A 19,847-nucleotide genomic window follows, 5' to 3' on the forward strand; every position below is an offset into this window, starting at 1 on the left:
GGTGGCAACAGGTATGTCGGAAATCAACAATACCTTGATTTCGAAGACGAACACGAGGAAAAGACGGCACAATCTCTTCTGTAGCGCAACAGTGGTTTACGCGCAGAACGAACCGATCGCCTGGCTGATGTTGCGCAGTTTCAGGGAATCCGGGGAGCGTCGGCAGGCCGAGCTGATCGAGCAGTGGTTCATCAATGACCAGATCCCGAAAGAACTCGAAAGCAAATCCTTCATCACTGAAATCAATCTGAAGAAGAGGGAATCGATAATGGCATCGATTCCTCTCGCCAGTTCCTTGCCCCAAACGCCGCCGTCGAGTTCGAAGGGCGGGTTCGCCTCGCTCTTTACGCCTTTGCGCCGGAAATCATCGACGATCAATGCCGGGTCCGAGATGTATGATAATCTTGAAGAGGCGATCGCATTCAATATAATCGACGGGATGCCGGATTATCCCAACAGTTTCCTAAATCCGGACCAAATGGTTCAGCCCAATCCGGTCTTCGCCCGGCAAACCCAATATCTGAAGCTTCTTCTGGCCGCGTATACATTCGATCCCGATCGGATGGGAATCTACTGAACGGCCTTATTGCTTTCACCGCGTGTCCACCGCCAGCTTCTGCCCGCGCACGGTGCGGCGGGGCTGGAGGAGGAGGGCGACGAGCGCGGTCCAGCCGGTCTGGTGCGAGGCGCCGAGGCCGAGGCCCGTTTCGCCGTGGAAGAACTCGTTGAAGGCGATGAGGTCGCCGTCGCCCGCACGGGCCGGCGCCTCTCCGAGCGCCGGGCGGCGACCCTCGGCGTCCCTCAGGAACAGGGCGCAGAGGCGGCGGCTCAGCTCGCTCGCGATGTCGCAGAGCGTCGCTTTGACCCCTGAGCCGGTCGGGCATTCCACTTCGAAATCCGCGCCATAGAAGCGCTCGAACTCCAGAAGCGCTTCCACGATCATGACGTTGAGCGGCATCCAGACCGGCCCGCGCCAATTGCTGTTGCCCCCGAAAATGCCGCTCGCCGAGGTGCCGGGCTCGTAATGCACCTCGAAGCGATGCCCGTCGCGCTCCAGCGCGAAAGGCGCGTCCGCATGGGCCTTGGACAGGGAGCGCAGGCCGAAGGGGGAGAGGAACTCGCCCTCGTCCAGCATCCGGCGGAGCAGCGCCGTCATGCGCTGGCGGCGGAGCAGCGAGAGAAGAAGGCGCCCGTCCTGCCCGGCTTCGCCATAGCGCGAGACCTGGCCCGTGAGGTCCGGGCGATGGCGCAGCATCCAGCCGAGCCGCTCGGCGAAGGCCGGATGCCGCGCGGCGAGATCGGCGTCGAGAACCTCCACCGCGCAGAGCGGAATGAGCCCGACCAGCGAGCGCACGCGCAGCGTCGTCTCGGTTCCGTCCGGCAGGATCAGCGCGTCGTAGAAGAAGCCGTCCGTCTCGTCCCAGAGGCCGCGCCCGCCGTCCTCGCGCGTGTCCTTGTCGGCCTCCGTGCCGCCGACATGGGTCATGGCCGAGGCGATCAGGAGGAAATGTTCGAAGAATTTCGAGGCGACGTCGTCATAGACGGGGTTCTCCTCGGCAAGCTCCAGCGCCATGCGCATGAGGTTCAGCGCATAGAGGGCCATCCAGGCCGTGCCGTCCGCCTGCTCGATCGTGCCCCCGCCCGGGACCGGCGCGGAACGATCGAAGACGCCGATATTGTCGAGGCCGAGAAACCCGCCCTGGAAGAGATTGCGACCCGAGGCGTCCTTGCGGTTCACCCACCAGGTGAAGTTGATCATCAGCTTGTGGAAGACGCGCTCCAGAAAGGCGCGGTCGGCGCGGCCGGTGAGCGCGGCGTCCATGCGATAGACCCGCAGGGCCGCGAAGGCCTGGATCGGCGGATTGGCGTCCCCGAAGGCCCATTCATAGGCAGGAAACTGCCCGCTCGGATGCATGTACCATTCGCGCGTCAGAAGCAGGAGCTGCGCCTTGGCGAAGGCGGGGTCGATCATCGCCACTGTCATGGCGTGGAAGGCGAGGTCCCAGGAGGCGTACCAGGGATATTCCCAGGTGTCCGGCATCAGGATCACCTCGGCATTGTCGAGATGCGTCCAGTCGCTGTTGCGCCCGTGCCGGCGGGCGGCCGGGGGAGGGGGCTCGGCCGGGTCGCCGTCCAGCCAGCGCTTCACATCGTAGCGGTAGAACTGCTTGGACCAGAGAAGCCCCGCCAGCGCCCGGCGCTGCACGAGCCGCGCGTCGGGCTCGGCGATCCCCTCCTGAAGCGCGGCATAGAAGGCGTCGGCCTCGCCCTCGCGCGCTTTCATCACGGCGTCGAAACCGCTCGCATCGATCGGCGCGGCCCCGTCCGGCCCCAAGCGAAAGCGCAAGGTGACGCGCTCGCCCCCGCCGATGCGGTGGGCCGAATGCGCCGCGCATTTCGTGCCGGCGTTCGGCAGCGGCGAGGTGGAGCCGCCGACGACATGATCGTTGATCGCGTCCTTGAACGCGCCCTCCGGCCCGCTGCCGTAGAGGCGGCGCGCGTTGGTCTCGTTCTCGCAGAAGAGCCAGCGCGCCTCCCCCAGCGCCTCGAAGCGCAGCGGCGGGAGGCTCGGATGGGTGGCGCGCACGCCGGCCCCCTCTGATGCGAGATGGGGCTTCCCGGCCGCATCGCCCGTCCAGCTCCAGATATTGCGCGCGACGAGCTGCGGCAGGATGTGGAGCGTCGCGTCGTCCGGTCCGCGATTATGGGCGACGACCCGCATCAGGATCTCGTCCGGCCCCGCCTTGGCATAGGTGATCTCGACGTCGAAGACGCGGTTGCCGTCGAGGACGCCGGTGTCGGACAGCTCGTATTCCGGCTGATCCGTGCCCCGTCGCCGCGCGTTCTCGGCGACCAGCGCCTCGTAGGGAAAGGCCGCCTGGGGGTAGCGGTAGAGCATGCGCTGGAAGGAATGGGTGGGCGTCGCGTCGAGATGCCACCAGAGCTCCTTCACGTCCTCGCCATGGTTGCCTTCCGCATTGGTGAGGCCGAAGAGCCGTTCTTTCAGGATCGGGTCCGCCCCGTTCCAGAGCGCGAGCGACAGGCACCAGCGCTGGCGCTCGTCGGAAAAGCCCGCGATCCCGTCCTCGCCCCAGCGATAGGCGCGCGAGCGGGCGTGGTCGTGCGGAAACGAGGCCCAGGCGTCGCCGTCGGCGCTGTAATCCTCGCGCACCGTGCCCCATTGGCGCTCGGCGAGATACGGCCCCCAGCGCCGCCAGCCGGCGCACTCCGCCTCGCGCAGGCGCCGGCCTTCCACCGTGTCGAAGATCGGCGCGGGCTCGGCCGACGCGTTCATGCGCCGAGCCGCCCGGCGATGTGGTCGGCGACGCGCAGCGCGTTCGCGATGATCGTGAGCGTCGGGTTCACCGCGCCGATCGAGGGAAAGAAGCTGGCATCGGTGACATAGAGATTGTCGATCCCGTGCGCGCGGCAGTCGAGATCGAGGACGTTTTGCGTCGCGTCCTCGCCGAAGCGCAGCGTGCCGGCCTGATGCGCCGTGCCGCCGATCGGCGTGTTCTTGCCGAGATACAGCTTGCGGTCCATGAGATGCGGGTGGATGTCCACCTTGCCGCAGATCTGCCGAAGCATCTCGCGCAGGTGCCCGTGCGCTTCCATGTTGGTCTGCGTCAGATCGAGATGCACCTGACCGTTCCGGTAATAGATGCGGTTTTCGGGGATCGGCAGGTCTTCCGAGGTCAGCCAGAAGTCGATCGAGTGTTTCGCGATCCAGTCGAAGGGCTGTTCGGGCAGCCATTGCAGGAAGGCGGGCAGGCCCTCCGCCTCGATCTGCGTGCCGTCGGACTTGCCGACCATCTGGATATGGCCGAGCGGAAACTCGAACGGATTGGCCGGCGACCTGGCGTGGGAATGGTAGAAATCGTTCACGCCCAGCGTCTTCTGGAACTCGGTCGGGTTCGGCGTGCGCGAGATGGCGAGCACCGTGGCGTTGTTGTGGCGCATGTAGTTGCGCCCGACCTGCCCCGAGGAATTGGCGAGCCCGTCCGGGTGCTGCTCGTTCGCCGAGCGCAGGAACAGGAGCGCGGAGGAGAGCGCGCCGCAGGCGACCACCACGATATCGCCCCGGATCGTGTGCCGCCGCCCTTCGATCACGGTCTCCAGCCCCGCGATCGAGCGCCCGGACGCGTCCGTCAGGAGACGGTCCACATACGCGTTCTTCAGGAGCGTGAGGTTCGGATGGGCTTCGAGCGCGGGGTCGACGCAGATGACCTGCGCGTCGGCCTTGCCGTTGGTGAGGCTCGGATAACCGTCGAACGGGTCGCAGCGCAGGAGCTTCGAATGAGGCTTGGCCGCGCCGGTCTCGTCCTGGTCGATCAGGCCGCCGATCGGCAGGTGGAACGGGTGGAGGCCCTCGCGCGTGAGGCCATCCGCAAGTTCCGCGATGCGCGGCTCGTGGCGGATCGGCTCGTGCGCGTAGGGCTTAGGCGCGGGGGGCTCGGTCGGGTCCTCGCCGCGCCGACCGCGCACCTGGAACAGCTCCTCGGCGGCCTGATAATAGGGCTCGAACACGTCGTATTTGACCGGCCATTCCGGCGCGATCCCGTCCGGATGGCGCACCGCGCCGAAATCCTCCAGCCGCAGCCGAAACAGCGCCGCGCCATAGACCTTGGAATTGCCGCCGACGAAGTAGTGAAGGCCCGGCTTGAACGTGTCGCCGGACGCCGAGGTCCAGGTCTCGTCGACCTGATAGCGCCCCTTCGCGAAGACGGCCTCGGTGCTCCAGTTCTCGCGCTCGCGCTTCAGATAGTCGCCGCGCTCCACCAGAAGCACGCGCTTGCCGGTCTGCGCCAGCCGCCAGGCCATCGTCGCGCCGCCGGGGCCGGAGCCCACGATCACCACATCGTAGCGGTCTTCCAGCATGGGTCTTCCAGTCCTTGCAGCGTCCGTCCTGGCGCGGAAGATTAGCCGCCGAGGGATCGTTCCAAGGGGCGCGCGGCGAAAAAGTGCCGGCGGCCGCTCTCCGGCGCGCGCATCACCCTCAGGCGGCGGCGGCGAGAGTCCCGACCGCCTCGAGACGGGCCTCCCGTTCCCTTGCGAGCCGGTCCGGCCAGCCCGAAGGGCGGGGCAGGGGGTCGGTCCCGCCTTTCGTCGCGCGGCCCGATTGGCGGCCTTGCCGCGCTTCGCTACAGTCCACGGTCTCGACGGATTCCAGCCTCCATGGCGATCGATGAGCACATTCCACACGCTGGCGGGCACCTCGCGCGCCGAGCAGGACATCAAGAAAAGCCGGTTCCTGGCCGTGGCCGGCGCCGTGTCGGACCCGGAGGCGGCCCAGGCCTTCGTCGCGGGCCAAGGCGATCCGGGCGCCCATCACAATTGCTGGGCATGGCGGATCGGGCAGGCCTATCGCTTTTCGGACGACGGCGAGCCGACCGGCACGGCCGGCAAGCCGATCCTCGGCGCGATCGACGGGCAGGGGATGGACCGCGTCGCGGTGGTGGTGACGCGCTGGTTCGGCGGCATTCGCCTGGGCACGGGCGGTCTCGTGCGCGCCTATGGCGGCACCGCCGCGCTCTGCCTGCGCGGCGCGGAGAAGGTGCCGCTGCGCGAAAGGGTGCCGGCGACCCTGACCTGCGTCTTCGCCGATCTCGCCCTCCTTCAGGCGCGGCTCGCCGCCCAGGAGGGCGTCGAGATCCACGACACGCGCTTCGGCGAGACGGGCGCCGATTGGACGCTCGCGGTGCCGGTGGAGCGCCTGGAGGCCATGTCCCGCCTCGTCAGCGATCTGACGAACGGCCGCGCCCAGCTTCGGGTCGATCCCGCTTGAGGGCTGGGTCCGGGCGCCGGAGGGAGCGGACGGTCTCGGGAAAAATCCGCGAGATGGTCGGACCGCCCGTCTTCGCACAGGCGCCGCTCGGCTCCCCGCGCCCCCGCGCTTCCGCATTGCCCGACCCCGGCCTCGTCACCGGCGCGAGACGACACCCGCCCGCGGCTCGCGGAGCTTTCCGTAACGTCATCGAACCATGAGGGCAGGTTCAACTTCGTGTCATCGAACGGTTCTAATCCAGCCCCATCGTTTCGATGAAGGGGGCTCTCATGGCCATCACGATCCAAAGCAACCTGTCGCGCCGCCGCTTTCTCGGCACGGCCGCGACCGGCGCCCTGACGCTGGCGGCGGGCGGTCTGGCGCTGCCCGGCTATTCGCGCGCGGCGTCGCGCCCCCAGATGCCGAGCGGCCTCCAGTCCGGCGATATCGGCGCCGATCGCGGCGTGATGTGGGCGCGGGCCGACCGTCTGTCGCGCTGCTTCATCGAATGGTCCACCACCGAAAGCTTCAAGGACGCGCATCGTCTGCCGGCCCTCGACGCTCTGCCCGAGACCGACGGCGCGGTGAAGATCCTCGCCAAGGGACTGCCGTCCGATCAGGACATCTTCTGGCGCGCCGTCTTCGCCGATCTGTCCGACGTGAACGCCGTATCGGAGCCCATGATCGGCCATTTCCGCACCGCGCCGACGCGGAAGCGCGACATTTCCTTCGTCTGGAGCGGCGACACGGCCGGCCAGGGCTGGGGCATCGACGAGAGCCGCGGCGGCATGACCATCTATTCCACCATGCTGAAGCACCGGCCGGACTTCTTCCTCCATTCCGGCGACACGGTCTATGCCGATGGCCCGATCAAGGAGGAGGTGGACCTTCCCGACGGCACCAAGTGGAGGAACATCGTCACCCCGGCAAAGTCCAAGGTGGCGGAGACGCTGGAGGAGTTTCGCGGCCAGTATCTCTACAATCTGATGGACGCGAACCTGCGCGCCTTCAACGCCGAAGTGCCGATGCTCGCCCAGTGGGACGACCATGAAGTGACCAACAACTGGTCGGATTCGAAGGTGCTCGGCGACGCCTATACGCAGAAGTCGATCCATGCCCTCTCGGCGAACGCCACCCGCGCCTTTCACGAGATGATGCCGATCGCGATCACGCCGCAGGAGCCGCAGCGCGTCTATCGCAAGGTCGCCTATGGTCCGCTGCTCGATGTCTTCTTCCTGGACATGCGCACCTATCGCGGCCCGAACGGCGCCAATCTGGAAGCCGAGGAAGGGCCCGTCAGCGCCTTTCTCGGCCCGGTCCAGCTCGCTTGGCTGAAGCGCGAGCTGAAGGCCTCCCGGGCGACCTGGAAGGTGATCGCCGCCGACATGCCGCTCTCGCTCGTGGTCTGGGACGACTACAAGAACCGACAAGGCTTCGAGGCGGTCGCCAACAGCGACAATGGCCAGCCGCTCGGCCGCGAGCTGGAATTCGCCGCGCTCCTGAAGTTCATCAAGGACGAGAAGATCGCCAACACGGTGTGGCTGACGGCCGACGTGCATTACACCGCCGCCCACTACTACAATCCCGAGAAGGCGGCCTTCCAGGATTTCGAGCCCTTCTGGGAGTTCGTCTCGGGGCCGCTTCATTCCGGCACGTTCGGCCCGAACGATCTCGACATGACCTTCGGCCCCGAGCTTCGCTACGTGAAGGCGCCCTCGGCGGAGCAGGGCCAGAACCTCTCGCCCGCCGCCGGCCTTCAGTTCTTCGGCCATGTGAGGATCGACGCGGCGAGCGAGGTCATGACCGTGACGCTGCGCGATACCGCCGACGCGGCCCTCTGGTCGACGGACCTCCAGCCCAGGAAGGCCTGACCGCTCGGGCCGCCATCGGCGGCCGATCCCGAGGCGAAGCGACCCGGCGAGCGTGTGTCTCGCCGGGCCGCTCGGTCGTTTCAACCCGCCAATTTCCGGGTACGAAACGTCCTTCAAATTCCATAATGTAAATTACACGCTTACTGGATTGTCCTGTTCTGTCAGTTGGTTGGAGGGCATCCACCACCCTCCCATATCAGGCGCCAACGAATGCGGCCGGCAACGCCCCATCCTCCTGCGCTGACGCCTGCCCCCGTTCCGGCTCGCCCGCTTGCACGACACGCTTTTGACGGAGCGCAGGGAGGCCTTCGCAACGCCGACGCGTGTCCGACCTCGCGGTCCTCATGGAACGCGTCGCCCCCGGAACGCGCGGGAGGCGGTGCGCCCGCGCCCTTGCCCTGAAACTTGACAACCACACTCCGCATTTGTAGCCACGGCCCGACCCTCTGTCCCGGTTTCGAGTTCGCGCCATGACCCGACGTCGCCTCCGCTCCCTCGTCTGTGCCGGGCTGGTGCTCGCGACCGCCGCCCTCGCAACGGTCGCCGTCGCCGAGCCGATCACCGTTCGACACGCTCAAGGGCAGACGGTGCTGCCCGGCGTGCCGGCCAAGGTCGTGGTGACGGACTGGGCGGCCTTCGACAATCTCGACGCGCTCGGCGTTCCCGTCGCGGGCGTGCCGGGCTCGGCGACGCCGCCCTATCTCGGCTCCCGGATCGGCGCGGACGTGCCGCGCGTCGGCTCGCTGCAGGAACCGGACGTCGAGGCGATCGCGGCGGAAGCGCCCGATCTCGTGATCGTCGCCTCGCGCTCGCGCACCGCCCTGCCGACGCTTTCCCAGGTCGCGCCGACGATCGACATGACCGTGGACAATGCCGATCTCGTGGGCGGCGTGCGCGCCAATCTCCTCGAATATGGTCGCATCTTCGCGCGCGAAGCCAAGGCGGGCGAACTCGTCGCCGCGCTGGACGCCAGGATCGCCGAGGCGCGCGCGGCGCTCGCCGGCAAGGGCACCGGCCTCGTTCTGGTGGTCAATGGCGGGCGGCTCGGCGTCTACGGGCCGGGCTCGCGCACGGCCTGGATCTTCGAAGCGCTCGGCGTGCCCCCGGCGTCGGGCGCGACGGACAGCCGCGACCATGGCGGTGACGCCGTGTCCTTCGAATATCTCGTGGAGCGCAATCCCGACTGGCTCTTCGTGGTGGACCGCGACGCCGGCATCGGCAATGCCGGAACCGCGCATCAGGTGCTCGACAACGAGCTGATCCGGGGCACCAGGTTCTGGCGCGAGAAGCGCATCGTCTATCTCGACCCCGCCGCCGCCTATGTCACGATGCACGGGGTGTCCGGCCTCATGCTGATGCTCGACCAGATCATCGCGCGCGCGCAAGACGCATCCTGAGCCGATGCCGCGACCCGGCCTTCCGCGCGGGCGCGCCTCACCCGTCGGGCGCGTCGCGCTGATCCTCGCTCTCGCGCTGACCTCGATCCTCTCGGTCCTCAGCCTTTTCGTCGGCGTCGGCGCGGTGACGCCGGAGCGGCTCTGGGCGGGCGGCGAGGAGCGACAGGCGCTGCAGATCCTTCTCGTCAGCCGCCTTCCCCGCACGCTCGCCCTGCTTCTGGCCGGGGCCTCGCTCGCGGTCGCGGGCCTTCTCATGCAGACGCTCGTGCGCAACCGCTTCGTGGAACCCTCCACGGCCGGCACGACGGAATCGGCCTCGCTCGGCTTCCTCACGGCCACGCTGCTGGTCCCGTCCTGGCCGGTCATGGCCAAGATGGGGATCGCCGCGCTCTTCGCCTTCGCCGGGACGGCGCTGTTCCTGCGTATCCTGCGCGCCGTGCCGCTGCGCGACGCCATGCTGGTTCCCCTCGTCGGCCTGATGCTTGGCGGCGTGATCGGCGCGGTCACGACCTTCCTCGCCTATCGCTTCGGCCTCCTGCCCTCGCTCCTCGCCTGGACCACGGGGGATTTCTCGGGCGTCCTGCGCGGGCGCTACGAGCTTCTCTGGCTCGGCCTCGGGGCGGCGATCCTCGCCATGCTCCTGGCCGACCGCTTCACGCTCGCCGGCATGGGGCGGGACGTCGCCACCAGCCTCGGCCTGTCGCATGAAAGCGTCCTCGCGATGGGTCTCGCGCTCGTTTCCACCATCGCCGCCGTGACGCTCGTCTCGGTCGGCGCCATTCCGTTTCTCGGGCTCGTCGTGCCCAATGTCGTCAGCCTCCTCGTCGGCGACAACATGCGCCTCACCGTGCCCTGGGTCGCCGTCCTCGGCGCGCTCTTCGTGCTCGCCTGCGACCTTCTCGGCCGCCTCCTGCGCTACCCTTACGAGATACCCGTCGGCACGATGGTCGGCGTTCTCGGCAGCGCGCTCTTTCTCGCGCTGATCCTCAAGGGCCGCGACCGCCATGCGTGAGGCTCTCGCGCTCGACCGGCCGCGCCTCGTCCTCCTCGCGCTCGGCCTCCTGGCGCTCGCCTGCGCCGCTCTGTTCCTGACGCTCGGCGCGCGGGGAAGCTGGAGCCTCGTCCTGTCGCTGCGCGGCCGCCGCCTCCTGGCGCTGGCGCTCGTCGCCTTCGCGGTCGCCGTCTCCACGATCCTGTTCCAGACCGTCACCGAGAACCGCATCCTGACGCCCTCGATCATGGGCTTCGACGCCCTCTACGTGCTCGTCCAGACGGGCCTCGTCTTCGCGCTCGGGCAAGGCGCCCTCGTCTCGCTCGATCCGCTCGCGCGCTTTGCCGCGAATGTCGTGCTGATGACCGGCTTCTCGCTCCTCCTCTTCCGCTGGCTGTTTTTGAGGGAAACCGAGAGCCTGCACCGGCTCGTCCTTGTCGGCATCGTCCTCGGCATTCTCTTCCGCTCGCTCTCCACCTTCCTGCAGCGCGTGCTCGACCCCAACAGTTTCCAGGTCCTGCAGGACACGCTCTTCGCCAGCTTCTCGCGCGCCGACACGAGCCTTCTCGGCGTCTCGCTGGCGCTGGCGGGCGCGGCCTCGCTGGTGCTCTGGCGCATCGGCCATCGGTTCGACGTGCTCGCGCTCGGCCGCTCCCATGCGATCAGCCTCGGGCTCGACCATCATCGCACGGTCATGACCGTTCTCGTATCGGTGTCGGTGCTGGTCGCGGTCTCCACCGCCCTCGTCGGCCCCGTCACCTTCTTCGGCCTGCTCGTCGCGAGCCTTGCCCGCGCGCTGGTGGGTGACGCGCGCCATCGCTTCGTCCTGCCCGCCGCCGCGCTTCTGGCCGTGGTGGTGCTGGTCGGCGGACAGACGATCCTGGAGCGCGTGTTCCGCTTCGACACGGCGCTGTCCATCATCGTTGAGTTCCTCGGCGGGCTCGTGTTTCTCGTCCTGGTGCTGCGGGGGGCCGCGCGATGATCGAGGCGAAGGGCGTCAGCAAGCGCTATGGCCGCTCCCTCGTGGTGGACGACGTGACGCTCGCCATCCCCCGGGGCGGCATCACCTCGATCATCGGCCCGAACGGGGCGGGCAAGTCGACGCTGCTGTCGATGATCGCCCGGCTCGCCGGGCTCGATGCCGGGTCGATCCATGTCGGCGGCCTCGACGTCGCCGCGACGCCCGGTGCGGTGCTCGCGCGCCGGCTCGCGATCCTGCGGCAGGACAACCACCTCACCGCCCGCCTCACCGTGCGCGACCTCGTCGCCTTCGGCCGCTATCCCCATTCGAAGGGCCGTCCGTCGAAAGAGGACGAGGCGCATGTGGAGCGTGCGCTGGCCTATCTCTCGCTGGAGGATCTCGCCGGTCGCTTCCTCGACGAGCTGTCCGGTGGCCAGCGCCAGCGCGCCTTCGTCGCCATGGCGCTCTGCCAGGACACCGACTACGTTCTTCTCGACGAGCCCTTGAACAATCTCGACATGCGTCATGCCGCGAGCATGATGCGGCTGTGGCGGAGGGCCTGCGACGAGCTCGGCAAGACCGTCGTGATCGTGCTCCACGACATCAACTTCGCCTCCTGGCATTCCGACCATCTCGTCGCCATGCGCGAGGGTCGCGTCTGCCGTCAGGGCTCGCCGGACGAGATCATCCGCGAGGAGGCGCTTCGCGCGATCTACGACATGGACATCGCCGTCCACGCGGTCAGTGGGCGCCGCGTCTGCCTGTTCTACGAATAGGCTCCTGCCCCAAGGGCAAAGGGGCTGGGCTATGAAACCCCGCCTCCGCACCAAGCTCTTCGCAAGACACGCGCTGACGGGAACGTGACTTGCTGTGACATTTCCGCAAAACATGATCATGATTCTCATGTTTTAGAAACGTTCTTCGTTGAGGCGTCGGACGGGTGGTCGCTACACCGGATGCGATCCTTTCCCGGCCCCAAGCCGCCTGTCTCGGAGACCTCCATGCCTGCGCCCGCGCCCGTCCGCTCCCGTCTCGTCCTGATGGGCGCCTCGTTCCTGGCGATCGCGGCGGCGGCCCCGGCCGGAGCGCAGGATGGCTCGCGCGCCCGCGCCAACGCGGCGCCCGCCAACAGTGTCGTGCTCGACACGGTGGTGGTCGAGGGCTCGGGCGCCGCCGGCCAGCCGCCGGCCACCGGCACGCTCGGCCAGCCGCCCGCGCCCTATGCCGGCGGGCAGGTCGCGACCGGCGCGCGGCTCGGCGCGCTCGGCAATCGCGACACGCTGGAAACGCCCTTCAGCGTCACCGGCTTCACCGAGAAGCTGATCCGCGACCAGCAGGCCCGCACCATCGCCGACGTGGTGCTCAACGATCCCTCCGTGCGCAACGACGCGCCGGCCTTCAGCGAGCGCGACAGTTTCTTCATTCGCGGCTTCTCGGTGGTCAATCTCGACACGGCCTATGACGGGCTCTTCTATCTCGCCAACCCGCGCCGCTCCTTCCTCGAAGGCATCGAGCGGGTCGAGGTCATCAAGGGACCCTCGGCGCTGCTGAACGGCGGCGTCGGGCGCGTCGGCGGCACGATCAATCTCGTGCCGAAGCGCGCGACCGATCAGCCGATCACCCGCCTCACCACGACCTATCTCTCCGACAGCCAGCTCTGGCCGCAATTCGACATCGGCCGCCGCTACGGGCCGAACGGCGAATGGGGCGTGCGGGTCAACGGCTCCTATCGCGCGGGCGACACCGCGCTCGACCGCAACGAGACGGAAGTCACCGTCGGCTCGCTCGGCGCCGATTATCGCGGCGAGCGGGTCCGCGCCTCGATCGACCTCAACCATTCCGACCAGAAGATCGACGCGCCGACCTCGCTCTTCAACGCCGCTGCCCCCGGCATCGCCATTCCGCGCGCGCCGAGCGGGCGCGTCAACACGTCGAATTCCTTCGAGTTCATCGATTCCACCTACAACATGGCCGCAGGCCGCGTGGAGTTCGACGTCACCGACGACACGACGATCTACGCCGCCGGCGGCGTCAGCCGCTATCGCGAGGACTTCATCACCTCGTCCTACACGATCGGCGACAGCCGCATCCGCAACCCCCGCCCCGGCGACGCGCAGATCGACTTCGGCTTCAACCCGCAGGAGATCGAAGGGCGTTCGGGCGAGGTCGGCCTGCGCTCGGCCTTCGACACCGGCCCGGTCGGGCACCAGATCAGCGTCTCGGCGTCATCAGCGCGCAACGAGAACCATCGCGGCGAGTTCAACCCGCGCAATCTGCGCTTTCCGTCCTACACGACGAACATCTACGACCCGACCTTCCTCGTCGGCAACCCGCCGAGCCTTGCGGGCCTGCCGACCGCCAGCGATCTCATTCCCTTCGCCGACATCCTCGCCAACAGCCTCGCTCTGTCCGACACCTTGTCCTTCGGCGACGATCGGTTCCAGCTGACGCTCGGCGGGCGCTACCAGGAAATCCGCTCGCGCGGCTTCAACACGCGGCCGGGCATTCCTACCGCCCCGGTCGGCGCTCAGAACTATTTCTACGAGGACTCGCGCCTCAGCCCGGCGGTCGGCGCGCTGGTGCGCGTCACCGAGCAGCTCTCGGTCTACGGCAATTATATCGAGGCGCTCAACGAGGGGCCGACCGCGCCCTCCACCGCGCTGAACGCCAACGAAATCTTCGCGCCGATCGTCAGCAAGCAGAAGGAAGTCGGCGTCAAATACGATTTCGGGACCTTCGGCTTCACCTCCGCGCTCTTCGAGATCGAGCTGCCGAGCGGTTTCACCAACCCCGCAACGCGCCTCTTCTCGGTGGACGGGCTGCAGACCAACCGGGGTCTGGAACTTTCGATGTTCGGCGAGGTGACCGAGCATCTGCGGCTGCTCGGCGGCGTCACCTTCCTTGAGGCGGAACTGACGCGCACGGCGGGCGGGCGCTTCGACGGCAACAGCGTGCCGGGCGTGCCCAAAACCGCCTTCAACCTCTATGGCGAACTCGACCTGCCCTGGATCACGCAAGGCCTCACCGCCACCGGCCGCGTCGTCTACAGCAGCGGCACGCGCTACGATCAGGCCAACACGCAGCGCGTCGATGGCTGGACGCGCGTCGATCTCGGCGCCCGCTACGCCTTCACCGGCCCCTACGACAAGCCGGTGGAACTGAAGGCGCAGGTGGAGAACGTCTTCAACGAGAACTACTGGGCCTCCTCCGCGCGCGGCTTCCTCGCCGCCGGCGCACCGCGCACGGTGCTGGTCTCGGCCTCGTTCGAGTTCTGAGCGAGAACGGCGCGGCTGAGGGCGGGCGGGCGCGTCCCGCTCGCCATCGGCGGCGCGGCTCGGTCACGTCGACCGAGCCGGGACAGGCTGGAACGGCATCACGACACTCCACGCCGCGTCGCTCGGCGAGCTGGCACGGGCATCGGGCGAACGCGCAAGCGGCGCACGGCCCGAAGGGGTCCACCTAGGGCGATCTCGGAAGCGTCCGACACGCCTGAGACGCTTGAGACCTCCCCTCTCACCCCGCCGCCCCACCCAGTCTCGCCATCGTGCAACGGTCTCTCAGTGCCACGCTTCGAACCAGCGCTCGATTTCGCGCGCGGCGTCTGCCCTGACCGGCGCGGCTTGTGACGCATCGCTCCCTTTCCGGCGCCGCGCTTGCGAGGGTGGATAGCCGAACTCGGCCGCGAAGGCGCGGCGGAACGTGCGCTCTTCCGGCATGCCCCAACGTTTCCCGATGGCGGCGAAGGTCTCCGGGTCCTGCGCGGCGGATCGCTCGATGTCGCGGTGGGCGCAAAGGAGGCGCAGACGGCGGATCAGCGCGGAAACGCCGTTTGGGGACTGCACGGCATTATCGAGGCGCAAGGGCAGGCCCACGGTGCCCCGCAGAAGCCGATAGAGCGTCGAGCGCGAGATCGCGAACTCGCGGCAGATCATGTCGCCCCGCAACTCCGGGTCGGACAGGCGCTCGGTGATGAAGCGCTTGATGGCGATCGTCGGCTCCTCCTCGTCCTCCGGCGGGGAACGGGCGTCGTCGACGGGCGCGCATCCCAGATGCGGCCGGAGGAAGCGCACGCTTTCGCTCGCGATGCGCTTGGCCTGCGCGGCGGACAGAACGTCCGGCAGTTCGAGAAGCGAGCGGATGTGGAAGCTCAGCAGCACCGCCGAAGCGCTGCCCGGCTCGAACACTCTGGGACCGAGCGACGCCGTGCGGCCCATTGGCCGGGAAATCTCGGAGACCGGCACGATGAACCCGTACCAGCTCGTCTCCTCGAAGCGCAGATCCATCACCATGCCGAGCCGCGAAACGAGGACGCTGCCCGCCTCCGCGACGATGCGCCGGTTCGCCAGGCGGCCGATGATGCGGCCCCGCTCCACGAAATTGACGAAGAGCTGGTCGCGCACCACCCGTCCCGCCTCCTCCTTGCTGCGCAGAAGCCGGAACGTGTCGGACACGATCTTGAACGTCAGCGCGTCGCCCAGCGTGTAGGTGCGCACGTCCGCCGTGAAGCCGTCGGCGATCGCCGGGTCGATCTCGGCATGTCCGCTGACCCGCAGGAAAGCCTTCCAGGCGGCGACCCGCTCGGCTGCGGACCCGCTGTGGATCGAGGTGCGGTGCCGGCGATCGAGCGTGAGGAGAGACGCGGGGCTCATGGGCGCAATCCGATCAAGCGGCGAGCGAACAGGACGCTTCCGACGAGGGGACCGTGGGAAGCGGCCCAAATTACACGCGGACGCCCGGACATTTCATGCCAATCTTCGGGGATGGAAGATGCGATCTGACCGGTCTTCATTCCGTCGTTGACAGTCGGGCGTGCCCCGAGGATCGCTGCGGCAACCAAGGCTTTCCGGGACGAGGACCGTGCCTGCGAACCCCGCCGAACCAGGGACGTCGTCAGCCCCGAAGGGACGGGTCATGACCCCTCTCGTCGTCGGCCGGCCCGTTCGCCCCGGAAAGCCGGGTCTGTTGCATGCCCATGCCGGGATCGATTGCTGTTCCGCTCAGGAGACGACCTGACTTGGCGCGACGAGCCGAGAGCGGCGCAGCCTCTCAGAACAGGAAACAAGGATGTCGATCAGCTTCAACTTCGCCATTGTCGTCTCGCTCCGCTCGCCCGTGATGCAGTCCATCGTTCTCGAGGAACTGTCTTCGCTCAGCCAACTGAAGGGAGGGTGGGACCCGAGCAAGGGCGCCCTTCCGAATGCGGTGAAGAAAGGTCGCGCGAGGGACCTGAAGCCCAAGCTGACCGATCCGAAGGTTCTGTTCGTTCTCGATCGGACCACGGGAATGCGAGGCACCGTGGTGGTCACCACGCTCGTCCTGCTTTTGGCGGGCAGATATTACTGTGTCACATTCGTCATGACGGACCCGGGTGCCGCTTCGAGCAAAAAGATGTTCAAGCAAACCCGGCAGGTCGAAAGCGTCAAGATGATCAGCCCCGGGCGGGCCTACAACATCACGTTCGCCGCGCTCGGCGACCAGAAGATCAGGATCGCCGAGAATGCGGAGGCAGGCGCCAGGATGACGGCGGCCCTCCTTCAGCGCGAAGGCACGGTCGGCGCGCCGATCGAAGACGACGCCGCCTTGGTCTACAACGACACGCCGAGCGCCGATCAGCTCGGACGCGGCCCATCCGGCGGGGGCGAACTCTATACGATGAGCGACGGCGAGCTCTATACTCTACGACATGATCATTTTATGCCGTGAAAACAGAACGTTAGACGATTTTCTAACCGTCTTGTAACGCATGTGTATCGCATTCCGAACCGAAGTTTGCCGACCACCCTCCGCGCAGTTTCCAACGCGAATCGCTTCATCATTGCGTTAGATCCACATGGGTAGGCTCGAACGTCTGAGCCGTCTTCGCGCCACTGATGACACCCGCCTTGATGCGGGTTTGTCCCACCCCTCGCTTCAGCCAGCATTGCTTCTTTGTCTGGACGAAGCTGAAGGCCGCGCAGAGCGATTCATTGATGCAGGCTATCCGACAATCGAACGGCGTCCTGGCGCTAGCGTGTGGCCTCTTTGAGAGGTCGTTACCTACGACATCCGTGTCATTGTAGAGGTTACGGGCAGGATCGATGATCCCGAAAGTGACGGTTTCGGCGTTCGGCTCCATTCGTCCAAGCATGAGACCGGACACGGCCACGGAATTTCCATCCATCTGCCCCCTGCTGTCCTTCAGAAAGCAATTAGGTCCACGACCCATAGGAGTGGCGCTGTTGAAGGTAAAAGCCTTACAGGACCGCTCCCCAGCGCATTCCATGGCACATGTTGGGGCATCGCCTACCGAAAGCGAGCGGATATCCCGACCGATGAAATCCAGCCCTCGATAAAGGGCCAGTTTGGCAGGGCGGTTAGTGTCGATAGGAGAAAGGCTAGGCTGAGGCTGAAGGGACGCCTGCTCTTGTGGCGCTAGGTCCGTATCGGCCCTTGGTGTTGGGTTGAGCTGACTGGGCAAGCTCGTATGAGAGACTGAAGGGCTAGCATATGCAGTCGTCTTGGATGACTCGCCTGCCCCTCCCCCAATTGATACGACACGATATTCCTGCATCTCGGACGAGGTGAGGTAGCGCATATCAGAGCTGTCAATCGAGAGGCTAAGCTGTAGGAGCTTCGGGTCAACGCCCATATCAGACAGGTAGCCAATGAGGTCTGCTGTACCGGCTTGGATCGCAGCAACTGCAACCTCTGAGCTTATGCCGGTGTCCGATGAGAACGAAGCACGGTGAACACCAATCGATCCCGTTTCCGCATAGCGCTCGGTTCCGCCCAGGAATGCCAGAGCACAGGCTGAAGCGCAGTTCAGGGACCTTGGCTGCATCGTCTTAAGACCAAGCGCCCGTATTACCTTTCCATAGCGCATTGCCGAGGCGACGTTGCCGCCTGGAGAATCGAACGAGATCACGTTCGAATCTAGCTCAAGAGCTTTCGAAAGGAACTCGGACGCGTCATCACCCGCGACGAAATCCCCACTCAGAACGATGTAGCGAATACCGCTATCCGTCGTACCGGGAATGAGATTGATCCCGGCTAGAGCATGGGTTGAAAACAGGGCTGCAACAAAAGCGAGAATGCATTTTCGAAGGCAGGCCATGTGTCCGCGTCCCCACCACTGTCCGAGCAATCGGAGGTAGTGTTCTCGGGAACGTTATAAATGCCAATCGTAGAATTTGCGTGATCGCTGGTTATGCACGTTACCGGCTTCACGAATGCGTGAGGTCTGAGGCATGCATCACCTCACAGTGCGCCCCGTCCTGGCTACTATGCGGGTTTCGTCTTGGCAGCTGCCAAACCCATTTCAATCAAGCGCCTTATCGCCTCAGACTCAGAGCTAATCCGGTTCTCAAATCTGAAATTCGAAATCGCTTCTGCCATGTCGGCAGTGATGGATACGATCTTTCTCGTCTCCATAGATTTTTCGCGGACCATCCCCAAACCCCTTGCCAAATTCACCTCCAAAAGTGATACACCGACATCAGTGAATATCTGGTTTCAATCCATCATCGTTGGAGGGCGCTATGGCTAAGGAGCCGAGCACAATCACGCTTACGATTTCGTTGTGGGACTGCCTCGATGTGGAGGTTGGACCAGCCGAAAATGGTCTGCCCCCTGAAAAGTGGCCCTCCCTGAAGTAGGCTTTTGAGCCGCTGGAGGACATGAGAATGGGACAGAAGAAGCACAAGCCGGAAGAGATTGTCGCCAAGCTGAGGCAGGTTGACGTCCTGCTTTCGCAGGGTCGCCCGGTGGCGGAAGCGATCCGCACGATCAGCGTGACGCCGTTCACCTACTACCGGTGGCGGAAAGAGTTCGGTGGGCTGAAGTCCGACCAGGTGAAGCGTCTGAAGGACCTCGAGAAGGAGAACGAGCGGTTGCGTAAGGCCGTGTCCGACCTGACGCTGGAGAAGCTGATCCTGAAAGAGGCCGCCTCGGGAAACTGGTGAGCCCCGCCCGCCGTCGCCAATGCATCGAACACGTCATGAAGAAGCATGGCGTAAAGGAGCGTTTGGCGTGCCGGGTCCTGGGGCAGCACCGATCAACACAGCGCAAGGCGCCGAAGGGACGAGCTGACGATGCGGCGCTGACGGCCGACATCATCGAGTTGGCGAGACAGTATGGACGCTACGGCTACCGTCGGATCGCGGCCCTGCTGCGGGATGCCGGATGGCTGGTCAACGTGAAGCGTGTCGAGCGGATCTGGCGGCAGGAAGGTCTGAAGGTGCCGGCCAGGCAGCCCAAGCGAGGGCGACTTTGGCTGAACGACGGCTCGTGCGTTCGGCTTCGGCCAGAGCGGGCGAACCACGTGTGGTCCTATGACTTCGTCGAGGGCCGAACCCACAACGGTCGCAAGTTCCGCATGCTCAATCTGATCGACGAGTTCACCCGCGAATGCCTGTGTATCCGGATCGACCGCAAGCTGAAATCCACCGACGTTATCGACGTGTTGTCGGACCTCTTCATCGTGCGCGGCGTGCCGGGGCACGTTCGCTCCGACAACGGTCCCGAGTTCATCGCCAAGGCGGTGCGCGACTGGATCACGGCGGTCGGCGCCAGGACTGCGTTCATCGAACCGGGCTCGCCTTGGGAGAACGGCTACTGTGAAAGCTTCAACTCCAAGCTCCGGGACGAACTTCTGAACGGCGAGATCTTCTACAGCCTCGCCGAGGCCCGGATCGTCATCGAGGGCTGGCGCCAGCACTACAACACGAAGCGACCGCATTCCTCGCTTGGCTACCGTCCACCGGCACCCGCCGCCGCGCCATGGCCGGCTGCGCTGCCCCAACCCGCTTCGCCGGCCACCTCAACCGTGGTCGCCAAGCCTACCATGCATTAGAATTGAACCGGGCCACCTAATGGGGGCAGGCCA

The 19,847-nt window shown here is 66.2% G+C and carries 14 protein-coding genes; 10 read left to right on the plus strand and 4 right to left on the minus strand.

What is annotated here, in order from left to right; all coding sequences use genetic code 11:
- Positions 1 to 13 precede the first annotated feature (13 nt).
- A complete protein-coding gene (locus B146_RS0116345; protein ID WP_155897539.1) occupies positions 14 to 577 on the plus strand; it encodes a hypothetical protein in 564 nt (187 codons plus the stop codon).
- A gap of 15 nt (positions 578 to 592) precedes the next feature.
- On the opposite strand, the gene B146_RS0116350 is transcribed toward B146_RS0116345, so the two are convergent.
- Together B146_RS0116350 and B146_RS0116355 are read right to left on the minus strand one after the other, a co-directional pair.
- A complete protein-coding gene (locus B146_RS0116350; protein ID WP_019997546.1) occupies positions 593 to 3,295 on the minus strand; it encodes an MGH1-like glycoside hydrolase domain-containing protein in 2,703 nt (900 codons plus the stop codon).
- Positions 3,292 to 4,878, minus strand: a complete 1,587-nt coding sequence (locus tag B146_RS0116355; RefSeq protein WP_019997547.1) for an FAD-dependent oxidoreductase — start codon at positions 4,876 to 4,878, stop codon at positions 3,292 to 3,294. Before B146_RS0116355 ends, B146_RS0116350 begins: the two co-directional genes overlap by 4 nt.
- 307 nt (positions 4,879 to 5,185) lie before the next feature.
- On the opposite strand from B146_RS0116355, the gene B146_RS0116360 reads away from it, so the two are divergent.
- The 7 genes from B146_RS0116360 (at position 5,186) to B146_RS0116390 (ending at position 14,259) form a co-directional block, all read left to right on the plus strand.
- Entirely contained in the window at positions 5,186 to 5,785 is a 600-nt protein-coding gene (locus tag B146_RS0116360) for an IMPACT family protein (protein WP_019997548.1), read from the plus strand.
- Between the two features lie 269 nt (positions 5,786 to 6,054).
- On the plus strand, positions 6,055 to 7,635 hold the full coding sequence (locus B146_RS0116365; protein ID WP_019997549.1) for an alkaline phosphatase D family protein: 1,581 nt from the start codon (positions 6,055 to 6,057) through the stop codon (positions 7,633 to 7,635).
- A 470-nt stretch (positions 7,636 to 8,105) separates the two neighbouring features.
- Positions 8,106 to 9,032, plus strand: coding sequence for a siderophore ABC transporter substrate-binding protein (locus B146_RS0116370; protein ID WP_019997550.1), 927 nt, complete (start codon positions 8,106 to 8,108; stop codon positions 9,030 to 9,032).
- Between the two features lie 4 nt (positions 9,033 to 9,036).
- On the plus strand, positions 9,037 to 10,044 hold the full coding sequence (locus B146_RS0116375; protein WP_019997551.1) for an ABC transporter permease: 1,008 nt from the start codon (positions 9,037 to 9,039) through the stop codon (positions 10,042 to 10,044).
- Positions 10,037 to 11,005 (plus strand): iron chelate uptake ABC transporter family permease subunit, encoded by a 969-nt coding sequence (locus tag B146_RS0116380; RefSeq protein WP_019997552.1) that lies wholly within the window; start codon positions 10,037 to 10,039, stop codon positions 11,003 to 11,005. The genes B146_RS0116375 and B146_RS0116380 overlap by 8 nt, the downstream gene beginning before the upstream one ends.
- Positions 11,002 to 11,760, plus strand: a complete 759-nt coding sequence (locus B146_RS0116385; protein WP_019997553.1) for an iron ABC transporter ATP-binding protein — start codon at positions 11,002 to 11,004, stop codon at positions 11,758 to 11,760. Before B146_RS0116380 ends, B146_RS0116385 begins: the two co-directional genes overlap by 4 nt.
- Before the next feature lie 225 nt (positions 11,761 to 11,985).
- Positions 11,986 to 14,259: a TonB-dependent receptor gene (locus tag B146_RS0116390; protein WP_019997554.1), complete on the plus strand. Its 2,274-nt coding sequence runs from the start codon at positions 11,986 to 11,988 to the stop codon at positions 14,257 to 14,259.
- Positions 14,260 to 14,541: 282 nt separating this feature from the next.
- Here B146_RS0116390 and B146_RS0116395 read toward each other — a convergent pair whose 3' ends face one another.
- A complete protein-coding gene (locus B146_RS0116395; protein WP_019997555.1) occupies positions 14,542 to 15,633 on the minus strand; it encodes an AraC family transcriptional regulator in 1,092 nt (363 codons plus the stop codon).
- Positions 15,634 to 16,048: 415 nt separating this feature from the next.
- On the opposite strand from B146_RS0116395, the gene B146_RS0116400 reads away from it, so the two are divergent.
- On the plus strand, positions 16,049 to 16,687 hold the full coding sequence (locus tag B146_RS0116400; protein ID WP_019997556.1) for a hypothetical protein: 639 nt from the start codon (positions 16,049 to 16,051) through the stop codon (positions 16,685 to 16,687).
- A gap of 109 nt (positions 16,688 to 16,796) precedes the next feature.
- On the opposite strand, the gene B146_RS29105 is transcribed toward B146_RS0116400, so the two are convergent.
- Positions 16,797 to 18,077 carry a PAN domain-containing protein gene (locus B146_RS29105; RefSeq protein ID WP_155897542.1) on the minus strand — a complete coding sequence of 427 codons (1,281 nt, stop codon included), beginning with the start codon at positions 18,075 to 18,077 and terminating at the stop codon, positions 16,797 to 16,799.
- Between the two features lie 568 nt (positions 18,078 to 18,645).
- Between B146_RS29105 and B146_RS0116420 the strand changes: the two genes are divergently transcribed.
- A protein-coding gene (locus B146_RS0116420; protein ID WP_155897544.1) for an IS3 family transposase occupies positions 18,646 to 19,814 on the plus strand; the annotation gives its coding sequence in 2 pieces (ribosomal slippage) (positions 18,646 to 18,910 and positions 18,910 to 19,814; 1,170 coding nt in all).
- Positions 19,815 to 19,847: the final 33 nt, after the last annotated feature.

It is taken from the genome of Aureimonas ureilytica DSM 18598 = NBRC 106430 (genome assembly GCF_000382705.1).
GTDB classification, from domain to species: domain Bacteria; phylum Pseudomonadota; class Alphaproteobacteria; order Rhizobiales; family Rhizobiaceae; genus Aureimonas; species Aureimonas ureilytica.

What these genes read in the sequence shown, in the direction of transcription:
- B146_RS0116350 (WP_019997546.1), bottom strand. Translation starts at nt 3,295, where the DNA reads ATGAACGCGTCGGCCGAGCCCGCGCCGATCTTCGACACGGTGGAAGGC.
- B146_RS0116390 (WP_019997554.1), top strand. Translation starts at nt 11,986, where the DNA reads ATGCCTGCGCCCGCGCCCGTCCGCTCCCGTCTCGTCCTGATGGGCGCC.
- B146_RS0116355 (WP_019997547.1), bottom strand. Translation starts at nt 4,878, where the DNA reads ATGCTGGAAGACCGCTACGATGTGGTGATCGTGGGCTCCGGCCCCGGC.
- B146_RS0116360 (WP_019997548.1), top strand. Translation starts at nt 5,186, where the DNA reads ATGAGCACATTCCACACGCTGGCGGGCACCTCGCGCGCCGAGCAGGAC.
- B146_RS0116385 (WP_019997553.1), top strand. Translation starts at nt 11,002, where the DNA reads ATGATCGAGGCGAAGGGCGTCAGCAAGCGCTATGGCCGCTCCCTCGTG.
- B146_RS29105 (WP_155897542.1), bottom strand. Translation starts at nt 18,077, where the DNA reads ATGGCCTGCCTTCGAAAATGCATTCTCGCTTTTGTTGCAGCCCTGTTT.
- B146_RS0116375 (WP_019997551.1), top strand. Translation starts at nt 9,037, where the DNA reads ATGCCGCGACCCGGCCTTCCGCGCGGGCGCGCCTCACCCGTCGGGCGC.
- B146_RS0116345 (WP_155897539.1), top strand. Translation starts at nt 14, where the DNA reads ATGTCGGAAATCAACAATACCTTGATTTCGAAGACGAACACGAGGAAA.
- B146_RS0116365 (WP_019997549.1), top strand. Translation starts at nt 6,055, where the DNA reads ATGGCCATCACGATCCAAAGCAACCTGTCGCGCCGCCGCTTTCTCGGC.
- B146_RS0116370 (WP_019997550.1), top strand. Translation starts at nt 8,106, where the DNA reads ATGACCCGACGTCGCCTCCGCTCCCTCGTCTGTGCCGGGCTGGTGCTC.
- B146_RS0116400 (WP_019997556.1), top strand. Translation starts at nt 16,049, where the DNA reads ATGTCGATCAGCTTCAACTTCGCCATTGTCGTCTCGCTCCGCTCGCCC.
- B146_RS0116395 (WP_019997555.1), bottom strand. Translation starts at nt 15,633, where the DNA reads ATGAGCCCCGCGTCTCTCCTCACGCTCGATCGCCGGCACCGCACCTCG.
- B146_RS0116380 (WP_019997552.1), top strand. Translation starts at nt 10,037, where the DNA reads ATGCGTGAGGCTCTCGCGCTCGACCGGCCGCGCCTCGTCCTCCTCGCG.